Source organism: Capilliphycus salinus ALCB114379, from assembly GCF_047276495.1.
GTDB classification, from domain to species: Bacteria; Cyanobacteriota; Cyanobacteriia; order Cyanobacteriales; family Microcoleaceae; genus Capilliphycus; species Capilliphycus salinus.
Genome location: NZ_CP178543.1, coordinates 5,091,394 through 5,116,671 on the forward strand (window position 1 = coordinate 5,091,394; position 25,278 = coordinate 5,116,671).

Annotated in this window: 18 protein-coding genes; 6 read left to right on the forward strand and 12 right to left on the reverse strand. The window is 45.7% G+C overall.

Annotation, left to right across the window (positions count from 1 at the left end):
* The first annotated feature begins 51 nt into the window (after window positions 1-51).
* The 3 genes from ACL6C3_RS20640 to ACL6C3_RS20650 all read left to right on the forward strand — a co-directional run bounded on the left by ACL6C3_RS20640 (window position 52) and on the right by ACL6C3_RS20650 (window position 5,795).
* Window positions 52-1,416 (forward strand): alkaline phosphatase family protein, encoded by a 1,365-nt coding sequence (locus ACL6C3_RS20640; RefSeq protein WP_413160921.1) that lies wholly within the window; start codon window positions 52-54, stop codon window positions 1,414-1,416.
* Between the two features lie 224 nt (window positions 1,417-1,640).
* Window positions 1,641-2,498 (forward strand): pentapeptide repeat-containing protein, encoded by an 858-nt coding sequence (locus ACL6C3_RS20645; protein WP_413160922.1) that lies wholly within the window; start codon window positions 1,641-1,643, stop codon window positions 2,496-2,498.
* A 594-nt stretch (window positions 2,499-3,092) separates the two neighbouring features.
* A complete protein-coding gene (locus tag ACL6C3_RS20650; protein WP_413160923.1) occupies window positions 3,093-5,795 on the forward strand; it encodes a hypothetical protein in 2,703 nt (900 codons plus the stop codon).
* A 405-nt stretch (window positions 5,796-6,200) separates the two neighbouring features.
* Here ACL6C3_RS20650 and scyC read toward each other — a convergent pair whose 3' ends face one another.
* The 12 genes from scyC to ACL6C3_RS20710 form a co-directional block, all read right to left on the reverse strand.
* Complete coding sequence (gene scyC / locus ACL6C3_RS20655; protein ID WP_413160924.1) at window positions 6,201-7,163, reverse strand: scytonemin biosynthesis cyclase/decarboxylase ScyC; 963 nt, start codon at window positions 7,161-7,163, stop codon at window positions 6,201-6,203.
* A 145-nt stretch (window positions 7,164-7,308) separates the two neighbouring features.
* On the reverse strand, window positions 7,309-8,367 hold the full coding sequence (scyB, locus tag ACL6C3_RS20660; RefSeq protein ID WP_413160925.1) for a tryptophan dehydrogenase ScyB: 1,059 nt from the start codon (window positions 8,365-8,367) through the stop codon (window positions 7,309-7,311).
* A 284-nt stretch (window positions 8,368-8,651) separates the two neighbouring features.
* Complete coding sequence (scyA, locus tag ACL6C3_RS20665) at window positions 8,652-10,562, reverse strand: scytonemin biosynthesis protein ScyA (protein WP_413160926.1); 1,911 nt, start codon at window positions 10,560-10,562, stop codon at window positions 8,652-8,654.
* 425 nt (window positions 10,563-10,987) lie between these two features.
* A complete protein-coding gene (locus tag ACL6C3_RS20670) occupies window positions 10,988-11,875 on the reverse strand; it encodes a response regulator (protein ID WP_413160927.1) in 888 nt (295 codons plus the stop codon).
* Between the two features lie 755 nt (window positions 11,876-12,630).
* Window positions 12,631-13,776, reverse strand: coding sequence for a prephenate dehydrogenase/arogenate dehydrogenase family protein (locus tag ACL6C3_RS20675; RefSeq protein WP_413160928.1), 1,146 nt, complete (start codon window positions 13,774-13,776; stop codon window positions 12,631-12,633).
* Window positions 13,777-14,034: 258 nt separating this feature from the next.
* Window positions 14,035-15,069: a 3-deoxy-7-phosphoheptulonate synthase gene (gene aroF, locus ACL6C3_RS20680; protein WP_413160929.1), complete on the reverse strand. Its 1,035-nt coding sequence runs from the start codon at window positions 15,067-15,069 to the stop codon at window positions 14,035-14,037.
* A gap of 65 nt (window positions 15,070-15,134) precedes the next feature.
* A complete protein-coding gene (gene trpD, locus ACL6C3_RS20685; protein ID WP_413160930.1) occupies window positions 15,135-16,259 on the reverse strand; it encodes an anthranilate phosphoribosyltransferase in 1,125 nt (374 codons plus the stop codon).
* A 385-nt stretch (window positions 16,260-16,644) separates the two neighbouring features.
* A complete protein-coding gene (gene trpB / locus ACL6C3_RS20690) occupies window positions 16,645-17,895 on the reverse strand; it encodes a tryptophan synthase subunit beta (RefSeq protein ID WP_413160931.1) in 1,251 nt (416 codons plus the stop codon).
* A gap of 361 nt (window positions 17,896-18,256) precedes the next feature.
* Complete coding sequence (gene trpA / locus ACL6C3_RS20695) at window positions 18,257-19,063, reverse strand: tryptophan synthase subunit alpha (RefSeq protein ID WP_413160932.1); 807 nt, start codon at window positions 19,061-19,063, stop codon at window positions 18,257-18,259.
* On the reverse strand, window positions 19,060-19,974 hold the full coding sequence (gene trpC, locus ACL6C3_RS20700) for an indole-3-glycerol phosphate synthase TrpC (protein WP_413160933.1): 915 nt from the start codon (window positions 19,972-19,974) through the stop codon (window positions 19,060-19,062). Before trpC ends, trpA begins: the two co-directional genes overlap by 4 nt.
* A 67-nt stretch (window positions 19,975-20,041) precedes the next feature.
* The gene (locus tag ACL6C3_RS20705; RefSeq protein WP_413160934.1) at window positions 20,042-20,473 is read right to left on the reverse strand and encodes a glutamine amidotransferase-related protein; all 432 of its coding nucleotides are present in this window, start codon (window positions 20,471-20,473) and stop codon (window positions 20,042-20,044) included.
* Complete coding sequence (locus tag ACL6C3_RS20710; RefSeq protein WP_413160935.1) at window positions 20,358-22,289, reverse strand: anthranilate synthase component I; 1,932 nt, start codon at window positions 22,287-22,289, stop codon at window positions 20,358-20,360. The genes ACL6C3_RS20705 and ACL6C3_RS20710 overlap by 116 nt, the downstream gene beginning before the upstream one ends.
* A gap of 801 nt (window positions 22,290-23,090) precedes the next feature.
* Here ACL6C3_RS20710 and ACL6C3_RS20715 point away from each other — a divergent pair.
* From ACL6C3_RS20715 to ACL6C3_RS20725, 3 genes are read left to right on the forward strand one after another with little or no spacing between them, the layout of a single operon-like run.
* Window positions 23,091-24,224 (forward strand): TldD/PmbA family protein, encoded by a 1,134-nt coding sequence (locus ACL6C3_RS20715; protein WP_413160936.1) that lies wholly within the window; start codon window positions 23,091-23,093, stop codon window positions 24,222-24,224.
* The gene (locus ACL6C3_RS20720) at window positions 24,133-24,399 is read left to right on the forward strand and encodes a metallopeptidase TldD-related protein (RefSeq protein WP_413160937.1); all 267 of its coding nucleotides are present in this window, start codon (window positions 24,133-24,135) and stop codon (window positions 24,397-24,399) included. Before ACL6C3_RS20715 ends, ACL6C3_RS20720 begins: the two co-directional genes overlap by 92 nt.
* A 32-nt stretch (window positions 24,400-24,431) precedes the next feature.
* Window positions 24,432-25,226: a DUF3153 domain-containing protein gene (locus tag ACL6C3_RS20725; protein ID WP_413160938.1), complete on the forward strand. Its 795-nt coding sequence runs from the start codon at window positions 24,432-24,434 to the stop codon at window positions 25,224-25,226.
* Window positions 25,227-25,278 lie beyond the last annotated feature (52 nt).

Here is a 25,278-nt window from a genome sequence, read left to right on the forward strand (position 1 = left end):
GGGGAAGATGGAAAAAAATTGTAGATTAAATGTTTTATTGGGAAAAAGTAAATGCAAAAAACAGTTGTTATAAATGTGGTGGGTTTGACAACGGCGTTGTTAAAAGCAATGCCAAAATTGTCTAAATGGGCGAAACAAGTTAATACAATTCAGCCCGTATTACCTGCGGTGACTTGTTCAGCACAAAGCACTTATTTAACCGGAAAATGGCCGGGCGAACATGGTATTGTTGCCAATGGTTGGTATTTTCGCGATGAAAACGAAATTAAGTTTTGGCGCCAGTCTAACCGTTTGGTACAGGCACCGAAAATTTGGGATATTGCTAAAGAAATTAACCCCAATTGTACGACCGCCAATCTGTTTTGGTGGTACAATATGAATTCATCGGTAGACTATGGGATTACGCCCCGACCCATGTATCCGGCTGATGGTCGAAAAATTCCCGATATTTACACTCAGCCCGGTGATTTGCGATCGCCAATTCAATCGGATTTGGGTCAATTTCCCCTGTTTAAATTTTGGGGGCCGGCGACTTCAATTGCTTCGAGTCAATGGATAGCAGATTCGGCAAAATGGGTTGATATTCGCAAAAATCCGACCTTAACTTTGATCTATCTTCCCCATCTCGATTACTGTTTGCAAAGTGTGGGAACCAAACCCGAAGAAATTCAAAAAGATTTGCAGGAAATCGACCAAGTTTGTGGGGATTTAATTGAATATTATACCGCCAAAAATGCCAAAATTATTGTGCTGTCGGAATATGGAATCACTCCGGTTTCTCAACCGATACATCTGAACCGATTATTTAGAGAAAAGGGTTTGTTATCCGTTCGTGAAGAATTGGGCTTGGAATTGCTGGATATGGGCGCCAGCGAAGCGTTTGCAGTCGCCGATCATCAAATTGCCCATATTTATGTGCGTTCAAAAGACAATATTTCTAAAGTGCGATCAATCCTGGAAAATGTTGATGGAATCGCCCATATTTTAGACGAAGAAGGGAAAAAAGAATTTCATCTTAATCATAGCCGTTCGGGTGATTTAGTTGCCGTCGCCAATCCCGACGCTTGGTTTACTTACTATTATTGGTTGGACGACAAACGCGCCCCAGATTTTGCTCGCACCGTTGATATTCACCGCAAACCCGGCTTTGACCCCGTTGAACTGTTTATCGATCCAAAAATCCCTTTTTCCAAGCTAAAAATAGCCTGGACGTTGTTAAGAAAACAGTTGGGTTTTCGGTATTTGCTCGATGTTATTCCCCTCGATGCTAACCTCGTTAAAGGGTCTCACGGTTGTATTCCGCCTAATAGTTGTGATTACCCCGTTTTTCTCACTCAAAAAGCAGAACCTTCAGAAGAAAACCCTCTGTTACCTACAGACATTAGCCAACTGATTCTTAAAGAAATCTTTAACTAATTAACCCCGGTTTTAACAAAAAAAACTGATATATCGTCTGGGGTGCGGTCATCTATCTAAAGATATAAATTCGGGGTAAAAATGAACGCCCCGATTTTTTTATCTTGCCAAATTTACCCAATTTAGTTATACTCATAAAGACCTCTTGAACAATAGACAATTTTTCGGTAAATTTTCAAGGATTGGTCTGAAAAATTCCCAGATGAAGTTTCTTAATAAAATCAATGAAGCTGCAAAATATACTAACAGCATCAGCGACAGTTTTTTCTGTCCTTATTGGTGGGCTTTTTGCCCCCGCTCACGCTTTTAACCCCGCCGACTTAGAGCGAGTCTTAAACGGGAATAACTGTGTAGGGTGTAACCTCGCTGGAGCGAACTTCGCGGGGCTTAACCTGGGCGGTGCAAATTTTCAAGGGGTAAACCTCAACGATAGTAACTTTTCTGGCGTTAACTTAGGTGGTGCTAACTTCGCCGGAGTTGATTTAATTGGGGCAAATTTTCAAGGGGTAAACCTCAACGATACTAACTTTGTGGGAGTCAACCTCAGCAATACAAACTTTGCCGGAGTTGACCTCATAGGTGCTAATTTTTTCGGGGCTAATTTAACCGATACTAACTTTGTGGGAGTCAACCTCAGCAATACGAACTTTGCCGGAGTTGACCTCATAGATGCTAATTTTTTCGGGGCTAATTTAACCGATACTAACTTTGTGGGAGTCAACCTCACCAATACAAACTTTGCCGGAGTTGACCTGATACGGGCTAATTTTTTAGGGGCTAATTTGACCGAAAGTAACTTTGTGGGAGTCAACTTAAGCGAAGCCAACCTCAGCGGAGTTAACCTCACCGACAGTAACTTTATCGGAGTTAATCTCAGTAAAGCCAGCCTCACCGGAGTTGACCTAACAGGAATTAACCTGATTGGAGTTAATCTAACAGACACACTCCTAAATGGTGAAAAAATCACCGATCAAATTGCAAGCGTCCCCGAACCTTCTTTCCTGGTTAGCCTCAGTATATTAGCAGTAGCAGGGGCAGGAAGTCGCCTCAAAAAGAAACTCGACTATTTGCAACAAAAATAGTTGATTTTCTATCATAATTATAGAAAAATTTTAATTCTGGGTGTATTGATTCAACTAATTTTTGGGAAAATATATCTTTAGGAAGAACCCGTCCCCACACCGGCGACGGGTTCCGAGGTGACTGATATGATCTTCGGTTGATTAATGTGTGTTATGGGGGCGGGGCGGGTTTACTTTAATCTCTGAGTTGTGGTAAAGATCGTAGGCTGAACCCACCCCTACGTTTGGGATGATTGATTAGCCGGACATGATCATATAAACCCACTTTACCCAATAACAAAATTAATCAACCAAAAATCATATCAATCAGCAGACTGCGAAAGATCGGTGTGATATTCAAAAGAATATTCATAGCCAATATTAATTAAACTTTTTAATCTTAATTTATAGGCGGCTGTAATTCGTTTTCAAAACGTTTACTTTCGCCGAACAAAAGCTTTTGCACTCCCGAGCAAAATTGGACAAAAACGCCAATTTGTTAGCAAGTGCGAAACCCATTTTATCGGCTTAACCCGACTGAAAACTCGGGTAAATTGTCGCGGCATAAATTCAAGCTTTTTATTCAATCTGTGCATCTGTAATTAGAGGTATCTCATGGCTACATCTGAAAATCCATCAACTCAAGAAATGAATATGTCAAGCCAGACTGGTGGCGGTGGAATGTCCTTTGGCAATCCCCTCGCCCCCGCAGAAGGCGAAGAGTACGACTTCAGCAGCTTTAACAGCGATTCACAGCAGGCCGGTACACCCTTCGACCCGTTAATTGGGCTTCCCGGTATTGATAACCTCGGCGATATCTTTGGAGATGTAAATCCAGAAGATAACCCCTTCGGTGGGGGTAACTCGGGCGGCTTCGGCGGTGGAAATTCCTTCGGTGGGGGTAACTCGGGCGGCTTCGGCGGTGGAAATTCCTTCGGCGGTGGAAACTCAGGCGGCGCCGGTGGTATGGGCGACATGGGCGACATGGACGAAGATTCAGAAGCACCCGTTGACCCGGTTGATGATACCCCCATGCCCGTTGAACCCGATGGCGGAATCGGAGACGGCGCAGGCCCAATTGGGGATGAAAATCCCTCTGGTGGTAATCCCACAGAAGGCGGCGCAGGGGGTGAAAATTCCTTCGGTGGCGGTAACTCGGGCGGCTTCGGCGGTGGAAATTCCTTCGGCGGCGGTAACTCGGGCGGCTTCGGCGGTGGCTTTGGTAGCAACACCCCCAACAGTGGCGGCAACATCGATACAGGCGAAAATAACGAAAATTTAGGTACTGGTAACTCTGCTTTTGGCAGCAACAACCAAACACAAGGTAACGGTAACAACGCTTTTGGGGATGGCAATTCTACCAACGGCAACGGTAACACCGACTTCGGCAGCAACAACCAAACAGAAGGCAACGGCAACCGTTCCTTCGGCGAAGGCGGCGAGGGTTTTAACGAAATCTTTGAAGGTCGAGAAAATCCATTAGAAACGTCCGAAGGGGAAAGCGATATTCCCATCGATTTCGGAGAAATTGGCGGAAACAATCCCGTCTTTGCCGGTGGCGGTACACCCGCACCAGAAGGGGGCGTACCGGTTGATATAGAAGATTTAGAAGAAAGTAGCAACAATCAAACCGAAGGTAACGGAAACTGGAATTTCGGCAGCGATAATCAAACCAACGGTAACGGGAACTGGAATTTCGGCAGCGACAACACCATCGAAGGTAATGGTAACTGGAGTTTCGGAGATAACAACAATATTAACGGGAACGGCAACCGTCCGAGCGGCAGTGGAAACACCATTACCGGAAACGGCAATCGCCCCACCGGTACTGGTACCACCATTGTAGGCAACCGAGTCAGTACCTCAGCAGATAATGTAAGTATCTATGGAAACGGCGATCGCTATTTCCAAACCGATAGCGACGGTAATACTATACTTGTTGACGATCCGTCCGCTCGCGATCCCAACTACACTTATGATTTTAGCGGTTTCGAGGGTGGTGACTCCACAGAGGTTAACACCGGTGATGTAGGTTTTGGCGGGGTAATGGCGACCTTCTCAACAGAAACCGACTCCGATGAGGGCGCTGACTCCACACCCGTCGCGGAGACATTTACCCCCGAAGATTTTATCCCAACCTCTAGCGATGCGTCCGATGTTGACGTTGAGGATGTCGAAAGCGAACAGTTCTCTACACAAACCCCAACCGGCGAAATGTCGGAAGAATCAGCCCCAGACGAGGTTACTGACTCCGATATCCCCGACATGATGGGAGAGTCTTCGACACAAACCCCAACCGGCGAAATGTCGGAAGAATCAGCCCCAGACGAGGTTACTGACTCCGATATCCCCGACATGATGGGAGAGTCTTCCCCAGAAGGTATGATGGAACAACCCTCAGAATCTACAGAGGGTCAAGCCGATTCTGACAGCGATATGAGTTCCGATGATTCCGCCCTTTTAGACCAACTCCGAAACAGTCCTTTTGGTCGTTTGTTGGATATTGATGGCGTTGATGGCGTTGAGGATATTTTTGGTAACGTTGGCGGCGCCGGTGGTGGAAACGGTTCCTTCGGTGGCGGCGGTGTAGGTAGCGGTAATCCCTTTGCTAACTGGGACCCGCTTACCGATGGCAATCCTTTTGGTGAAGGAGACGAACCAACAACCAGTACAGAAACGCCCGAGGGTTCTAGTAATCCTTTTGGTGAAACCGAAACTCCTTCAGGTTCTAGTAATCCTTTTGGTGAAACCGAAACTCCTTCAGGTTCTAGTAATCCTTTTGGTGAAACCGAAACTCCTTCAGGTTCTAGTAATCCTTTTGGTGAAACCGAAACTCCTTCAGGTTCTAGCAATCCTTTTGGTCAAATTGACACCCTTACAGGTGAAATTGGGTTTAATATCGACAATTTTGTTGATTCTATGGAATCGACAATTGAAGACTTGATTGATTCTGTCCCCCAAGATTTCAATGAACCGGGTACTGTCGCAGATATCGGTCCTAGCTATATTGTTCGCGATGGTGAAGGCGGTTTTTATCTTAGCGCTGATGAAACCGTTGACAACGATGATATGTTGATTTTCGGTGGCGCTATTGGCAATCAGTCCGAAGCTGAAAGCGTTGAGGATTATATTGATTTCATGGCGGGAGGTTCGGACCAGCCCGGTGTAGTTGCAGCCATTGGCGATGAATATCTGATCGAAGATGGCGACGGCGGTTTTTATCTGAGCGCTGACGAAACTTTTGACAGCAATGATACGCAACTAAACGGTAGCTCTATTCTCAACCTGCCAGATTTTGAAGGTTTCAACGGTTTTTAATCAACGATTAAATACCGATTAAAAAACCCGGTTTCTTAAAAGTTACCGGGTTTTTGAGGAATTCCCACAGACAACTATTATGTGATTAAAAACCCGGTTTCTTAAAAGTTACCGGGTTTTTGAAATAAGTGACCGGGTTTTTGAAATTGTTTTTGAAATAAGTGACCGGGTTTTTGAAATACTCTTAACCCCATTTCCAATTCTATAAAAAATTGGAGGATAAGAATCAATAAAATAGACTCTCCCTCCAATTCAATTAAAGCTTTTTAGCAGATAAATCAATTTCAGATCTTCAGAAATTTAGGTAATGGGTGGCTAAGAATAGAGCTAGATTTTAGAGATCAATCTCTCTAAACCTTTTAGTTTTAGGCGATTCTTGTTTTTCCTCCTAACTGCAACGACAATTTAAACTTTGGCTAGCGCTTTTTTCGGCTTATAACTCATCCCTTGGGCGAAACTTTCTAGATTCCCCGCTTTTCCTTCTAAGAACCGTTTAATGTTCATACTCTCGGCGCCAAAATCTTGAATTTGTAGCTTACCATGACGCAGAGGTTTATCAACAGGCCAGAACGTGATTCGGTGTTGAATAAAACCTTCAGCTTCCGGGTCTCCAAACGCATAAGAACAGGGGATAATAATCGTAGGACAGCGTTGAATAAAATTATGATCCGGGTAATATAAATCCTGCTCAATCAGATAGTATTTACTCAAAGTATGCGAACGCAATTCGACCTGAACCTTTTGATTATACTCATCTAAAAACTCACCCGAACTTGAGTTAATTTCACCCGCAGGACGCAACAAATGCGCCCATTCATCCATTGTCCGCAGGTCGCTGAGATATTCATATCCCATCTCTATCGGCGCATCTACAAAAATCGTATCGGTGACAATTTTATAACGACCCACAGCGGCTTCAGTTCGTCCGGCGTTGCGCTCTAAAATAGCTTTTAATGAGCGACATTCGGAAGTATGAACTGTTTCAATTCCCTGCATAATCATCGGCACCCGACGCTTCGGATCGACAAAACTCAACCAATGAAAATATACACCCGATTCATCCGTTCCGGGTTCAATATAATCCGGGGGAAATAACATTACCGGATAAACCTGAAAATACTCTTTATATTTAATCCCGCAATGCCACTCAATCCCCTTAAATAAACCATTGTCAATTCTTTTGACATGATAGTACAAATTATGTTGATAACCCGAAGCCGTTCCTAGCCAAGTATCTTCATCAACCTGTTCGATCATGTTGCTAAACAGCGTCCACTCGTCCAAATTTTTCAGGCTGCAAAGATAGTCAAAAGCCGTATCCGTATCGGTGGCAATATAAGCAGACGTTGCAAAGGTATTTTCTTCCATGATTTCCTCTGATGACTAACCAATTTTAAGTGAATAAAACGGATTAATTGAACTCGCAAATTTATAATTTTGTACGCCTTGCAAGACCGTTAATCCGTTTTTAATCCGACATCTATTTCAAAAAACTATCGGCGAAAAAGCGACTCTATGCACTCACCAACATTTGAGTTTGTTGAGCCTTAACAATGCGTTCTTCCCCAAGCTGTTTGGAAGCTTCATGGGTGGTAATTCCCGCATTTTTCGCTTTATCAAACAGTTCGAGCAACGTATCATAAATACTGTGAACGTGGGCGATGGCTTTCTTCTCGTTATACCCGATCAACTCGTGGTAAACATTAATCAAACCCCCCGCATTAATCACATAATCCGGGCAGTATAAAATATCTTGAGCCGTGAGCATTTCACCATGCACTTGCTCGTCTTCAAGCTGATTATTCGCCGAACCTGCAACAATCGCAGCTTGAATCGAAGGAATCGTTTTACTGTTGAGAATAGCTCCCATTGCACAGGGCGCAAAAATATCAACATCGAGTCCATAAATAGACTGCGGTTCAACAGGAGTCGCCCCATATAACCGTGCCACTTTAGAAACTTTTGCTTGATTAATATCGCTAACAAACAGCTTGGCACCATTTTGATGCAACCAATCACAAAGGTGCTGTCCGACATTACCCAAACCTTGAACGGCAACCTTCAAACCTTGCAAACTATCGGAACCAAAACGATATTTAGCCGCCGCTTTCATCCCCAACAAAACACCAATTGCCGTTACCGGAGCGGGTCCGCCAGACTTTTCTTGAGTCCCGACAACATACTTCGTCTCACGGTTAATTTGGCGAACATCTTGGGGGGTAAGATTAATATCTTGACCCGTAATAAATCGACCGTTCAAGCGATCAATAAATCTACCGTAAGCCTGCAACAACTCACAGGTTTTTTGTTCGGGCTTGGCAATAATCACCGCCTTACCTCCACCCATCGGAATATTAGCGCAAGCCGCTTTATAAGTCATTCCTCGACTCAAACGCAGAGCATCCGTTAAAGCCGCCGCCTCACTTTCATAAGGCCAAAGACGAGTTGCACCCATAGACGCACCCAGTCGGCTATCGTGAATCGCAATAATTGCTTTGAGTCCAGAAGCTTGGTCATTGCAGAACAAAACCTGTTCGTGTCCTGCTGTCGTCGTTGTTTTAAATAATTCCATAGTTGTCTTTGTTGTTGTTGAATAAGTTCAGAAGTTCAGAAGTTGAGGAGTTGAGGAGGAAAGAAGGAAAGAAGGAAAGAAGTAAGCGCGTTGGCGAGGAAGCTTCGCCTACAGAAGTTCAGGAGTTCAGGAGTTCAGGAGTCAGTAGGAAAGAAGGAAAGAAGTCACCGACTCAGGAAAAACTGTTAACTGACTACTGTTATCACTGGTGACGGGTTCGCGACTCGCGTTGGGCGGGTTCCCCGAAAGTCACGCAACGGACGTTCCCGAAGGGTGACTGATTTCTACGCTCTCGGAAAAGAAACCTGTTCTTTCGATGAACCATTACCATTACCATTAGATGAACCATTTTTTGAGGTGTAGTCATCTAACGGATAACCTTGGGGTTCCGGTTGCGGCTCTGCTTTTTCTTTTTCTCCCGAACGATTGGCTAAACTCTTAGTCCGTCCCTTAGACGGGGCGTGGCGATCAGGATCAATTTTAACATCAATCACAACCGGGCCTGTAGCTGCCATCGCTTTCGACAAAGCAATTTCAAGCTGTGACTCGTCCTGGACCTCAATACTTTCGGCTCCCATTCCGCGAGCAATCATCGTAAAATCAGTCTTAGGTAACAGAGCATCAGCTTTCAGTCCCAACATCGCCATACCCTGGAAACACATATTGTAGCGAGCATCGTTGAGAACAATCCAAACCACAGGGATTTGATACTTAACCGCAGTGCTGACTTCGCTATTCATCAACATCGAACCATCGCCGACAATGGCAACAGCTTTATTCCCTTTGCCCACCGCAGCGCCGAGAACACCCGTAGTTGCATGACCCATTGAACCCACACCTGTACTAACCCGGTAGCGGTTCGGTTCAGAAAAACGCAGCAGGTGAGTAGACCAAGTAAAAGAATTCCCCGACTCCGCCAATACCACAGCGTCGCTTCCTTCAACCACGATTTTTTGAATCGTCTCCATTAAGATTTCAGGACGCACCAGAGAACTGGTCGCCTCTGCGATCGGGTCCCGTTCAGGATTCGGGAGATTAACGCTCTGTTTGGGATAATTGGATAGATGGGGTAATAGCTGGCGCAGGAATGTGCCGATATCCGCTTGTACGGGATAGGTGGGGGCGGTTGGATAGCTGACTCCAATCACGCTCGGATCAATATCAACTTGAATAAATCCTCGGCTTGGTACCAGGTCGGGACTCCAAAAAGAGGTCGGTTCGCCCATGCGGGTACCTAGCACTAAGGTTCGCAGCGGTTTGACTGTGTTGATATAGTTCCAAACGGAACTGTGACCGCCTAAGCCCGTGACGCCAACATACTGGGGATGATCTTCGGGAAAAAGTCCTTTCGCTCGGGGCGAACACATCACCGCAGCACCGGTCATTTCGGCAAGCTGCATCACTTCTTCGGTTGCTCCTCTGGCACCGTAACCGAGCCAAATTGCAAAATTGCCCTCAGACAGTAGTTCGACGCAGTGGGAGATAACGGATTCTGTCGCGGCGATCGCAGTTTTGACGACGTTAGCCTTGGGGAGTTGCTTGGGCATCGGCAAAGACTGGATTCCGGTGGGAATACTCACATGAGCGGTAAAGCCGCCCTCCTGAGACAGTCCTTGAGTCAGTCGTCTGGCAATTTGGGGCAGTTGTTCGGGGCAGTCTACGATAGTGGCGTAGTTGTAGAGCGCTCCCGAGGTGAAGATTCCGTCGGTGGGTAAGGTGCGGGGGCTGGTTTCTTGGATGGACCAGCGATCGCGTTGGGAGGGTGATGTACAGGCTGATAGATGAATGACTTTGCTCCCCTCACCTCTGGCGGCAAATAGTCCGGTCAGCGTGTTCATAATGCCCGGGCCGGCTGTTGAAAAGACTACAACCGGGCTGTTGCTGGTCAGGGATGCTTCTAAGGCGGCAAAGGCGGCGCCTGACTCGTGGCGACAGTGAATGACTTGGATTTGACGGCTACTGGATAAAGCCGCCCAAAGGCTCGCCATTGCACCGCCAGAGACGCCGAAAGCCCATTCCACACCCAGATCTTCTAGTAGTTTGACGATCGCCTGACAGACAGAGGTCTGGGGTTTAACTGCTTTTGGGTTGGGATGTAATCCCTTCGCTGATTCTTTGATCGACTGTTTGTTGACAGTTTTAGTCGGTTTCTCCGGAGTAATTACCGGAGAAGTTTTAGTAGATTGCTCGCTCATTTTTTAGCTCTATTCTCTCTCTAGTTTTAGCCTTCTATTTCTTGTAGCTGGCTCGATGTTACCCACATGATAATTACATATTCCGTAACACTGCTATGCACATTATTTAGGAGAAGGTATCATTTTTTTTGATATTGCTCTTTTTAAGAAAAAAATTTGGTCTGTCTCTATATTAGGGAGGATTTATAGCGTAAACTGGGAATTTAATTGAGTGACTTGACAAATTGAATGTTACCTTTTAAGATTTTTAGAAATGTCACTGCTAACCGAGAAATTCATCTATCTAAAGTGATAATTTTTTAGATAAATTTACGCAAAACTTTCTGGATGTTCGGCGGGAATCAAACCAAGATTAAAAAAAGTTTGAGCTACAACGATGCAGCCCAAACCAGCTTAGTACACGAGAATTATGATGTTTGCACGCACTAGGTATACAGTTTACAAGAGCTTTGAGAATTGGCTTTCTGTTGGTTTCTCCAAATTTGCGGGGCGACTCCGTGATATTTACGAAACTGTCGGGAAAAATGACAAGAACTTTGGTAGCCGATTCGACCAGCTATCTGTTCTATGGTATAGTTGGTTTCTCTCAACAGCGATCGCGCGGCTTTCATCCGTCTTTCAATAATCCAGCGATTCACGGTTTTTCCCGTTAAAGATCCCACCTGGCTGGTTAAATAAGCAGGTGAATAGCCGGCATCTTCGGCAACCTCAGCCAGGGTAATTGATCGCCAATAGTTGGCTTCAATAAAATTGAAAACTTTTTTGAGGGATTCTTCAAATGGAAAAGTAGAATCGGCTTCTTCGGGCGCCGCATTCTCCCCAGTTTCTATCTCCTCTCCGACGCTTTCACCGGAGGTTTGACCAAATTTCATGGCGTATCCTTGGTGTAAGATAGAGCGCTTTTTGATCTGGGAAAGCACCGCTTCGGTTAAATCTTGCAAACGACAAGGCTTTGTTAAATAGTCGTCCGCCCCCAGTTCCATCGCGTGCCGAAAATCGACTTTCTCCCATTTCGCCGTCAGAAAAATAAACGGGATGATCGCCGTTTCTGGAGTTTGTCGCAAAGCATCTAAAACCTCATAGCCATCTAACTCTGGCATGATAATATCGCAGATAATCACCTGCGGCAGATGCTTGCGGGCAAGTTCGACTCCCATCGCGCCATTTTCTGCTGCTATGGGATGAAATCCTTCGGCTTCCAAAGACTCGGAAAATAACTGTCGGGTATGATGTTCATCTTCGACAATTAAAACCTTTGCAGAAGATGCACTTTCATTAGAGGATGCACTCATCATTGGTGTGCTTGCTGTCATGGTTTCAGGTAGATTACTCGATTACAGGACTAGATCAGGCTTGCTTAAATTAATAAGAAGGGGCAATAAGTTGGCAAAACTAATGTTTACTGTGTTTTCAAAGCACAGCTATTCTTGATATAGGTAGGTACAATTTCGGGAACTCAATCCCCCCATTTTGAAGGTTTATGATTGATAATACCATTCAACTGTTGGGCTTGAGCTACTGATTAAAGCCAATAATTCAATGATTCTAAGACTTATGTTACACCCCCTGATGAAATTTATCAAAAAATTTAATAAAAAATTGAGAAGTTTTTATAGCACAATTAAAAAAGATATAGAATCCCTGCTTAATTCGTCAATGGCAAATTAGAATTAAGCGTTATTGAGTCAAGCTCTAAAATTTATTTAAACGGATAAGATCGTGAATTTTAAAGCGAATACTTTAAAAACAATCTTCAACCAGGATAACGTTTTCTAGGGGATAAAGTCAACCCCAGATTTTTTGTTCAAGCTCGTGTAAAATTGTTGAGATCGCCAACTTGAGAACTGCTCTGGATTGGAATAGTGAGAAATACACAGCAATCGAGAAGCGATCAAGAGTTCACAGAATTGATTCATGAGAACATCAGATCTAGAGTTGGTTATTAGTTTAAACCGAAACAGCAGTGATGAAAATTTATCCGAGGATAGAGAACAGATTAAATTCAATTAATCCCCGCATTTCCAGCGATGTAGGTGTCAAGAATTCAGCCAAGGATTCTATCGAATTATCAAGACCCTTGTAAAGACTCCTGTTGACAACCAAGCGATCGCGGTTCAACTCTTGAAGCCGCCAAAAATATACTCAAGCTTTCGATAACATGATCGGTTTGAGGTAAAGCATCAGGCACCACCGTTTGAAAAGCTTGATGAGCCGTTTCAAAAGCAGTTTGAAGCCGCTCAACATCACCACAACTGGCAGCAGAAGCAAGTTGAGCGATGGTTTGAGATAATCGCTGTAACAAATACCGACTTTCAGGAGAACCGATCATAATCTCCAAAGAAAGAGAACCACTTTGAGCAAAAAGACGACTAGCAGTCGCGATCGCCAAGCGATACAGCGGACTAGACAACTCCAAACTCCGAGCCACATCAACCCCCTCAGTTGCCAAAAACACCCCCAAACCAAAGGTCATAAAATGACGAATCCCCTGAACCGTCGCCATCATCCGATCGTGTTCCGAAGCCTCACTGGTTCTCAACAAGCCGCCATTACGCTCAATCAGCTTCAACAGCCAATCAAAAGCCTGATCGCTACGCCCCGGACAAACCACAACATTCTGAGATAAAAAAGAACGAGTTCCCGGTCCAAACATGGGATGCAAGCCCATCACCGGCCCCGAATGATGAGTTAACATCGCCTCCAAAATCGGTGCTTTAATGCTAATAATGTCCGTCAAAGCTGTCGTCTGTCTTAAGTAAGGCGCCGCCTTTTCAATCACACTCACCGCCTGTTGAGTCGGCACACAAACCATCACCAGATCGGCATTACCCAACAGCACCTCCGCATCTTGCCAATCGTGGCGACCCATCAACTCTACCTGATGTCCGGCACCAATTAGCTGTTCGGCAAAAAACAGACCCATCTTACCCGTACCGCCAATCAGCGTCACCCGCTTCGGCGAATCGGTTTTGGAAAAATCCGTTGAAGACCTAGAATCATCAGTTGGAGTAATTTTCGCCGCCGCCTTAGCACTGGTCAACAGACGCCGCCAGACAAACTCAGGAACACCCGAAGCGTCCAACTCGGTTTTGAGAGCGGTTGAATTAATCTCATCGGGAGAATCAGCCATCGCCGCGATCCGTTCTCCGAGCAACTTGACAAGCTGACGGTCAATTTCTTCTAACTTTGACGTAGATTTTGAACAAAGTACCATTAAATTACCTCTTTTTTAGGGAACAGGGAATAGGGGGAAGGGGAAAGGGGAAAGGGGAAAGGGGCAAGAGTTTTTTCGATGGCTTTTTTACTCCTTTCCTCCTGAACTCCTTTCCTCCTGTACGCGCGCGCGAGCGCGAACGCGCTTACTCCTTTCCTCCTGAACTTCTCAGAGCGGGGCGGGTTTAAATGGGTTGTTGCTGAGAATCGTAGATTTTCGCAGAACCCGCCCCTACATCACTGGTCAGGTGTTCACTGTTTAAACGAGGGCGGGAACCCGTTGGGGAAGGAGTTCGGCTGCCAACGCATCAAACTGATTCGGGGTCAAAGATTGCGGCCCATCAGAAAGCGCCTTAGCGGGATTGGGGTGAACCTCAATCATCAAGGAATCGGTACCGGCAGCAACCGCAGCTTTCGCCATCGGGGGAACAAACTCAGACTTACCGGTGCCGTGACTGGGGTCGATCATGATCGGCAAATGAGTCAGGGTTCGCAGTACCGGAATAACCGATAAATCAAGAGTATTGCGGGTATATTGGCGATCGAAGGTGCGAATTCCCCGCTCGCATAAAATCACGTTCGGGTTGCCCTCAGACAACACATATTCAGCCGCCATCAGCCAATCTTTCACCGTCGCCGCAATACCACGCTTCAGCAACACAGGCTTATCTTGAGCGCCAACTTTTTTGAGTAAAGCGAAGTTTTGCATATTGCGGGCGCCCACTTGCAGCACATCCGCAACCTCGGCAACCGCTTCTAAATCTGCGGTGTCCATCACTTCGGTAATAATGCCCAAACCGGTGGCGGAACGGGCCGCATCTAACATTCCCAAAGCACTCTCACCGTGACCTTGGAAAGAATAGGGAGAAGTTCTCGGCTTGTAAGCGCCTCCCCGCAGAAACTTAGCGCCTGCGGCTTTCACCCGTTTGGCGGTTTCCACAATCATTTCTTCGTTTTCAACCGAGCAAGGCCCCGCGACAATTACCAACGGATGTTCTTCACCGAAATAAACATCACCATTGGGCGTGGGAACTTTTATCGAACTGGGTTCACCATGACGAAACCCCCGGCTTGCCCGTTTAAAAGGTTCTTCAATGCGTAGAACTTGCTCGATCCAGGGATTCATCTTTTGAATCTGGTCTTTGTGAAGTAAAGCCGTTTCGCCGATCAAACCTAAAACGGTTTTATGCTCACCAACACTTTTTTCTACTTTGACATTCCACTGTTCGGCGAGGGCTTCGCTGATGATTTCAACTTCAGAACTGGGAACACCGGGTTTGAGAATAACGATCATAATTTACTCCTGTTTTGTGATTTGTAGCTGTTTGCTAGTTGTTTTTGTGTCAATTGAGAGATGAGTTAGTCACGTAAAAAATGACTAAGTTCTTCTAATTTTTTCCAAGCTTCTCCGCTGGCTAAAACCTCTTTGGCGATCGCAACGCCTTTGGTGATACTGTCAGCATAGGAAACCGATTCACCCACGTAGAGCGCCATCGCCGCATTGAGAGCAACCACATCCTGTTGGGCTTGGGTTCCTTTGCCTTGCAACACCGCTTTGAGAATTTCAGCGTTATCATTGACATCGCCGCCCTTGAGGGCTGCTGTCGGGGCGATCGCCAGACCACAATCAGTGGGGGAAATTACGGTAAGATTAACCGTGTGTTCGCCGATCGCGCCGTTTGGGGTTTCGCTGACAAAAGCGGCGTCGGTGAGATCGGCTAAACCCACTTCGTCGAGTCCTTCTCGTCCGTGAACCACAACCGCCCGACGGATGTTAAGCTGAGTCAAAGCCAGGGCAACGGTTTCGACTAACGACGAGTCATAAACCCCGATCACCTGTCCGGTCGGTTGCATCGGGTTCAAGAGCGGGCCGAGTAAGTTAAAAACCGTGCGAATTTTTAAGGTTTTACGCAGGGGCATAATAGCTTTAAAAGCCGGATGCCAACCGGGGGCGTATAAAAAGGTAATTCCCACCTCGGAGGCTGCCGCTTCTACCCGTTCGGGACTGGCTGATAGGTTTAAGCCTAATGCTTCTAAAACATCGGCAGACCCGGCTTTGCTAGAACTAGACCGATTTCCATGTTTGGCGACTTTTACCCCTGCTGCTGCGGCAACAAAAGCCACTGCTGTGGAAATATTGAACGTAGATGCACCATCGCCGCCCGTGCCGCAAGTATCGATCATCGGGACGGTACTGGTAGAGGAATTTGACTTCAGCGCCTGTTCGCGCAGAACTTGGACCATACCGACTAACTCGCTGGCCGAAACCCCTTTTGACTGAATGGCGGCTAATATGGCGCCAGAGATCACGGGGGGAATTTCCTCAGTTAGCCAGCCCCGCATGAGAACAGATGCCTGTTCAACGGAGAGGGAGTGGCGATCTAATAGCTGAGTCAATAATTCGGGCCAGTTTTGTTGTTTAGCCGCTTCCGGGGCGCTCTGTCGTTTGACAAGATTGGTGTTGGGAGAGATTAATGTTGTCATGGGATTTTACAGTGAACAGTTATCGGTAATGTAGGGGCGGGTTCCGTACAGATTTCTGTTGATCAGCAGTAAGCTAGATAAACCCGCCCCGAGCGTCACAGAAATCATTGAGTTGTTAGAGGAATGCTAGTAGGGGCGGTCGCAACATTTCATCAGTTAGTTGTTGTGCTTTTAGCACTTTTAACTTGGGGCGGTCGCCCGACAACTTTTGCAAATTTCATCGGTTGGTTGTTGTGCTTTTAGCACTTTTAACTTGGGGCGGTCGCCCGACAACTTTTGCAAATTTCATCGGTTGGTTGTTGCGCCTTTAGCGCCTCAATACAGATTTCTGTTGATGAACTGTAAGCTAGATAAACCCGCCCCGAGCGTCACAGAAATCAAGTGTTTACTGTTGACGATCTTCGAGCGCTTTGATGACGGTTTGCACATCTTTATCACCCCGTCCAGAACAGTTCAGAACAATGCGAGGACTGCCTGTTAAACTCGGACAAAGGATGTCAAGATAGGCGATCGCGTGAGCCGTTTCTAAGGCCGGAATAATGCCTTCTAGAGAAGACAACATTTGAAAACCTTCCAACGCCTGCTCGTCGGTAACGTTATAATATTCGGCGCGACCGAGATCTTTGAGGTAGCTGTGTTCGGGACCAACGCCAGGATAATCAAGTCCGGCGCTGATCGAATGAGCCTCAACAATTTGACCTTCGGTATCTTGCAAAAGATAACTCATCGCCCCGTGCAGAACCCCAATTTTTCCTTTAGTTAAGGTGGCGGCGTGTTTATCAGTTTCGACGCCAACACCTGCGGCTTCAACGCCGATCATCCGAACGCTAGTATCGTCAACAAATTCGTTAAATAAACCGATCGCGTTCGATCCGCCACCGACGCAAGCGATTAAAATATCGGGTAAACCGCCCCATTTTTCCTGGCACTGGGCGCGAGTTTCTTTACCAATAACTGCATGAAAATCTCGGACAATCATCGGATAAGGGTGAGGACCTGCCGCCGAACCGAGAATATAATGGGTGGTTTCTACGTTTGTTACCCAGTCGCGAATTGCTTCTGATGTCGCATCTTTGAGAGTACCGGTTCCCGCTTCTACCGGACGAACTTCCGCACCCAACAGCCGCATCCGAAACACGTTCAAAGATTGCCGTTCAATATCGTGTACGCCCATATAAATGACGCACTCCAAACCAAACCGGGCGCAAACTGTTGCGGTAGCGACACCGTGTTGACCCGCACCCGTTTCGGCAATAATGCGCTGTTTGCCCATACATTTGGCAAGCAACACTTGACCGAGAGCATTATTAATTTTGTGGGCGCCGGTGTGGTTGAGGTCTTCTCTCTTCAGATAGATTTGCGGCCCGCTACCGTCAGCTTTGGCATAACGTTCGGAGAGGCGTTCGGCAAAATAGAGCGGACTGGGACGACCCACGTAGTCTTTCAGCAAACCGTCTAATTCTCGGTTAAAATCCGGGTCATCAATATAGCGATGAAACTCTGTTTCTAACTCGGCTAAAGCCGGCATCAACGTTTCGGGGACATATTTACCCCCAAACTGGCCGAACCGTCCGAGTGCGTCGGGTCGTTGATTTTTGCTGTTAGAAACTGTTGGACGTTCATTCAAACTAACCATATGTCAAAAAATCCTTTTTTTAGGTGTTAGGTTTGAGGTTTGTAGGGGCGGGTTCTGCCTAAATTGATCATTTCCCACTGTCAACTGATATAAACCCGCCCCGGAGTCGGGAGATAGAACTGATAACTGACAACTGAAAGAAACTGATAACTGAAAACTGTTCTGACTGGTGACAGGATCAAGGCGGGTTTATGTAACCTATTTGCTCGGAAACAGACATTTTTGTAGAACCCTTGATGGGGAGGGCGGGTTTATGTAACCTATTTGCTCGGAAACAGACATTTTTGTAGAACCCTTGATGGGGAGGGCGGGTTTATGTAACTTATTTGCTCGGAAACAGACATTTTTGTAGAACCCGCCCCTACGCGATCGCTGTTTTGAGATCACGTGCTAACTGTTCGATGTCTTTGAGTCCTTGTTCGGGTGAATTTTCAGCCAAACGCCGGACGAAAGCACTACCGACGATAACCGCATCTGCTCCCCACTGGGCAATTTGTTGGGCTTGTTTCGGTTCGGAAATGCCAAAACCAACGCCAATAGGTTTATCTGTACTATTTTTCAGGTCGCCAATTAACGTTTCAACCCGCGACTGAACCTGCGATCGCATTCCCGTTACACCAGTCACGCTCACCAGATAAATGAACCCCTGCGACTTCTCGGCGATCGCCTGTATGCGCTCTGAGCGGCTTGTTGGCGCCACCAAAAGAATGATTTCAATCCCCACCTCAGCAGCAATATCCAAGAGGGTTTGAGCTTCTTCTAGGGGCAAATCAGGAACAACCAGCCCTTTAACTCCCGCATCGGCAAACCGAGTTAAAACCGCACGAATACCGCGATAAAGGATGGGATTGTAATAAGAAAATAAAATCAACGGGGCTTTCAGAGTCGGAACAACAGAAGTAACCAACTCTAACACTTGGTCAAACGTTACCCCTTTGGCTAAAGCGCGTGTTGCTGCGGCTTGAATGACCGGACCATCGGCTAACGGATCGGAATAGGGAATTCCCAACTCAATCAAGTCGGCGCCGCTGCGGTCGAGAATTTGTAAGGCTTTTGCCGTAGTTTCCAGGTCGGGGTCGCCTGCGGTAATAAACGGAATTAAAGCACATTCGCCACGCTTTTTTAACGTTTGGAAACATTCTGAGATTGTTTGAGTCTTCGTTTTCATCTTTGTAGTTCTAATTGTTTAGGAATAATCGCTCGCACGGCTTCAGTAATATCGGTTTGTTGAACCAAAGATTCGCCCACCAGCACCGCATTTGCACCGGCTCGATTTACCCGAATCAGATCGTCGGATGTCTTCAAACCGGACTCGCTGACGACCACAATATTTTTCGCGGTTAGTTCTTGACTTCGCGCTTTTAATAACTGTTCGGTGGTCGCCAAATCGACAGTAAAATTTTCTAAATTGCGGTTGTTAATGCCAACCAAACGAATAGTTTTACCCGTTTCCGGCAATGCTAACACCCGATCTAACTCGGCTAAAGTATGAACTTCGACCAGAGAATCCATTCCCAAGCGATCGGCTAAAATAGATAATGCACTCAAGTCAGCATCATTCAACACCGCAGCAATTAACAGCACCGCATCGGCACCGGCCGATCGCGCCATCAACACTTGGCAGGGGTCGATGATAAACTCTTTGCAAAGCAGGGGAAGCGATACGCTATCTCTGACCCGTTGTAAGTTCTCAAAACTGCCTTGAAAAAAGGTTTCATCCGTGAGAACCGACAAACAAGCGGCGCCGCCCCGTTCGTAAGCTTGGGCAATTTTCACCGGGTCAAATTCCGGGCAAATAATACCTTTACTCGGGCTAGCTTTTTTCACTTCAGCAATTAGCGCCGGAGATCCTTGTTTTAAAGCTTTGGCAAAGTCTCTCCCTTTGCTAAAAGCAGAAGAAGGCTTTAACAAGGTTTCATAATCAGAACCCGATTCTAAAGATGACATCGCCTGCTTCATTTGCAAGACTTCATCTTCTTTTTGCCAAATAATCTTTTCGAGAATGTTCTCCTCAGTTGCATTTGGCGGTGCAATTTCATAACCAATATTCGGTTTTGCTAAACGACGACGAATTTTCATCTGTACTGATCCTCTGTGACCCAATCTCAATCTCAAGCTTTGCTATTGTTAGTCTTTAGCCAAACATTTAAGCGCGAATAAATGCCTCAACAATGCTGTTTTCAACTAACTCTTGATTTCGGGTATCTGTCGATAGGTTGCTATCACCGTCGGTTGCATAAGCATCAACGACATTTTGAATAATCTTTAAACCCGCAGTACCCGCCATCGTCATCAGAGACTCGGGGTGAAACTGAACCGCAGCGATAGGGAGATCCCGATGTTCGATCGCCATCACCACCTGATCGGAGGAAAATGCTGTTACTTTCAATTCCGCAGGCATTGCCTTTGTTAACGCATACAGCGAGTGATACCGTCCCGCTTCAAAGGTTGAAGGCAACCCTTTAAACAAAACTGAATCTGAGTCTACAACAGTAATTTCCGAAGAAATACCATGTTGCGGATAGTCTAAAACCCCCAAAGTTCCGCCAAAGGCTTCGACAATACCCTGTAACCCCAAACAGACTCCAAACAGGGGAATATGCCGGTGAACGCAAGCTTTGACCATGTTTCCGACGCCAAAATCGGGCCGGACGTCCGGGACCGGGCGAAAGTACCACCAAGTCGGGTTGTTCTTGGTCGAGGGTTTCGATCGCGAAACCGTGACGTCGGGTGATAACTTGGGCGCCGGTTTGCCGAATATAGTTCGCCAACGTATGCACAAAAGAGTCTTCGTAGTCTACGATCAACACTTTCGGGCGATCGCTGGTTTTGGTCTGGATGGGGGTTGTTGACTGGCGAGCGCTTGAATGTTCCGGTTTGCTTTGTTTCAACGCTTGCAGCATTGCAGCCGCTTTGGTAAGCGTTTCTTTGGCTTCGGCTTCGGGAACTGAACTGTGCAGGACTGTCGCCCCGACGCGCACTTCTGCGACTCCATCCTGTAGGCGAATGGTTCTCAACACCAAGCCGGTGTTTAGGTTGCCGTTAAAATTGAAATAACCGACCGCTCCCCCATACCACCGTCTGGCGCTGCGTTCATGCTGTTCGATAAAGGCGATCGCCGCCCGTTTGGGCGCACCTGTTACTGTTACCGCCCAGGTATGGGTTAAAAAGGCGTCTAGGGCGTCGTATTGGTCCTCTAACACCCCTTCAACGTGGTCAACGGTATGGATCAAATGGCTGTACATTTCCACCTGACGCCGGCCGATAACCTGGACCGATCCGGGTTTGCAAACTCGGGATTTATCATTGCGATCGACGTCGGTACACATAGTCAATTCTGTCTCGTCTTTGAGAGAATTGAGTAAATGTCGAATTTGATAGGCGTCTTCGATCGCATCATCGCCCCGTTCAATGGTGCCGCTGATCGGACAGGTTTCTACTCGTTTTCCATCGACTCGCACGAACATTTCTGGGGAAGCGCCGATTAAATATTCGCCTCCCAAATTGAATATAAATCCGTAGGGACTGGGGTTGATATTTTGCAGGATTTGAAACAGTTCGCTGGGTGCGGTACGAGTGGTTTCAAAGAAGCTTTGAGATGGGACTACTTCAAATAAGTCTCCTCTGCGGAAATATTCAAATGCTGTTTTGACTAATTCCGCATATTCGCCCGGACCGTGATCGGCAACTTGGCTAACAGGTTTGCGTTTTCCTTGATAGTTTGTGACTTCGCCGGTTCGTGCTAGTCCCTCGGTTGAACTGTTGGCGGTTTTGAAGTCGTATTGCAGTTGAAATGCTTGTTGTAAGTAGTAGTCTACGACAATAAGTTCATCGGGTAAATACAGCACTAAGTCTCGCTGATCGTGAGGACGTTTTATGGTTTGGGGGATGGGTTCAAATTGGAAAACTAAGTCGTAACCCAGCGCTCCGTAAAGTCCTAAATGTTCGTCTTCGTCGCTTTTTAGTACGGTTGTAATTGCTCGAATTACTGAGAAGGCGGAGGGTTGTTGGCTTCTTTCTTCTTCTGAAAATAACCGTTGGGCTGGTGCAACGTCGCCCGTGATTTTTTGACGGGTTTGCTTAATATTTTTTAGGTCGGCACAATTGAAGATTGCATCGGCTATCTGTTCGAGTAATATTTCGCCTCGTTCGTTTAGGGATGTAATTGTAAAATTATGGTCGCGTGTGGCGATTTCCAGCGGGGGATTTACAAACCCAATCGCCCATCTTCTATAGCGTCCGGGATATTCGTAGCTGCTGGTTAATAATCCACCTCGCGCAGTATCTAATTTAGATAAAATTTGATCTAAAGCGGTTGATTTAGGTAGAAGTTCTACCTGTCGATTTACTTCGATACCACCCTCTGTTAGATATTGTTGAGCTTTATACATCATGTCTTAGTTCTCCATGATACTGCGGTAGATTTCTGTGAAAACACTGATTACTGTCTTTACTGTCTCAGAGCTTAAAGAACTTTATACAGAAATTTCAATGATATTTTTTAGGAATATCGTTACATTTCTTTAGATGATCTTGTCTAAACGAATTGTCAGACTGAAACTGTTGAAAGCTTGAGCAATGTTTTTACAAAAACTCTAACTTTCTACGGAGAAACAACTATCTTTAGATAGATGAACTAACACAAGATAAGTGTTAACAGTCCTTATTTTAAAAGGTTAAATTTAATTCTGTAAAACACCTCAATTCCCCTGCGATCGCCGAGAGTTTGTGGGGTCTGACACCTCGTTAAACATTACCGTTATCAAACATCCGTGAAAATACGGACGACTTGATCAGAGCTTAAAGAACTTTGTAAAGAAATTTCAATGATATTTTTTCGGAATCCAATGATTTTTTTTTAGATTGACTGATAGATATAAATTCCTCAACTATAATTTGGAAAATATCGGTAAATCTCTTCACTAATTTCTACCCAAAGATAGATGAATTAATTTCGTTAGGCAAGGGGAAAGGGGAAAGGGGAAAGGGGAAAGGGGAAAAGGGAAAGGGGAAAGGCAACCATGCAAGAGTTAATAGGTAATTCTATAAAAACCCGGTAACTTTATCGCGCACCGGGTTTTTGGGAGAAAATTAAATACTCAATCTTTCCCCCCGAGCGGTAAAATCGACTCAGGGGCTTTGCGGGTGCGATCGCCTCTAAATTTATTATTAAGGAAGCTATCAACAGCGATTTCATGGTAAACTCAATTTTAGAGCAACTGTTAGAGCGGGCAACTCCAAAGGTCGATGCGGCTGAGGTGTACTTTCTCTCGTCTCAAGATACGCCGATTCAGTTTGAGAATAATCGCCTCAAATCTCTACAAACGAAAGCAAAACAAGGCGTGGCTTTGCGGGTGATTTCTAACGGGAAGTTGGGTTTTGCCAGTTCTACAGATTTGACTCGACTCGACGATCTGATCGAAGCGGCAATTCAAACCGCAGAAATTGCTGATCCGGTAGAATTTGAATTTGCTAAAAATTATCATCACTCAACACCGAAAACCTCTTACACTTTCCCCACAACTCAAGAATTGGTAGAATTGGGTCAATCGTTAATCGAACAAGTTCACAACTACAACAGTGAAATTCTGGTTAATGTTGACTTTGAGATCGAAACGGAATTTATACAAATTGCCACAACTGACGATGTTTTTGCCGAACAATCTCATCAAATTTTAAGCGGAAGTTTGGGGGGAAATTTGGTTCGGGGTGAAGATTTTCTGGAAATTTACACCTATGATATCGCTGGCGATCGCCCCCTCGACAGCGAGAAATTGTTATCGGATTTAATTCAAAAATACCAGTTAGCCGAACAAAAAGCAACCATTTCTAGCGGATCTTTTCCGGTTTTGTTTACGCCGAGGGCGGTGGCGATGGTGTTGGGACGTTTGTTTAAAACCGTGTTATCCGGTCAGGCGGTTGTACAAAAATCTTCGCCTTTGAGTGATAAATTGGGTCAAACTTTATTTGATTCTCGTTTAACTTTATTAGAAGATCCCCAGTTAGGTCCGAATGCTTGTGATTTTGACGATGAAGGGACTCCAACCACTCGTAAAACTTTAATTGACAAAGGCACCGTTCAAGGGTTTTACTGGGATAGACAGTGGGCGGTTCGAGGTCAGGTTGAACCGACTGGAAACGGGTTTCGCGGTGGGTTATCTCGTCCGGGTCCTTCTTTGGCGAATCTCTGTATGAGTCCGGGAAGCACCTCTACAGAAGATTTAATTGCCAGTATGGATGAAGGGATCATTGTTGATCAAGTGTTGGGGGGCCGGTCAGTCCAACCAGTTGGCGGGAGAATTTTCGGTCAATTTGGATTTGGGTTATAAAGTCGAAAAAGGTGAAATTGTCGGCCGGTTGAAGAATACAATGGTAGCGGGTAATATTTTTGAGGCGTTTAAACGGTTGGGGGATTTTGGCGATCGCCCGGAATGGGTGGGCGGAGGATCTTATGTTCCCAGTTTGTTGTTTCAAGAGTTGGGAGTTGCCGCCCGTAAGTCTTAATCAATTATGAATTATAAATTATGAATAAGGCGATGAAAACAATTAGGACTCTATTAGTCGTTTTTCTAACGGGTTTGTTGCTGAGTGGGTGCGTTAAATACGATGTGGGAATTGAGTTTAACAGCCAAACTTACGGAACAATTCAGCAGAAAATACAGCTATCTGAACGTTTAACGGGTTTTAGTCGGGATGCCGTTAATGAGTGGGTCCGCAGTCTCAAAGGTCGGGTTAGACGGGTTGGAGGACGAACTAAAAAGGTTTCGGATCGGGAAATTTTAGTTACGATTCCGTTTGGGAATGGGGCGGATTTAAAAGAAAAGTTTGAACGGTTTTTTAATCCGGTTGATTCGGAAAAAAATAAGAGATTTAAAGATAAGTTAGATGATGATTTACCCCAATTTTCTTCGGAGTTGAACCTGAAACAAAATAATTTTGTTTTTGTATTGCGAAATCATTTAAGTTTGGACTTAGATTTGCGAGACCTGGCGTTACTGACTGCAAAAGAACAGGTTTTAATTAATTCGGGAGATTTGTTAGAATTACAGTTTAGTTTGAATACCCCTTGGGGTGCAAAACTGATAGAAACTGATGGGATAAACCCCGACAACCCCCAACCCCTAACGGTGATATCCAAACAAAAGGGTCAACGGGTTTGGACTTTGAAACCCGGAGAAGTGAATCACTTAGAAGCGGTTTTTTGGATACCGAGTCCGGTTGGAATTGGTGCGGTTGTGATTGTTTTATTTAGCTATTTCGGGTATACTCTCAAATACAGGTTGTTATCGAACGAGAAGATTTCCCAAAAAACAACTCAAGCAGAAGTCTAACGGAAAATTAGACAACTGCAACAGAAAAACATTCTGGGGACGCAGCGGTTGC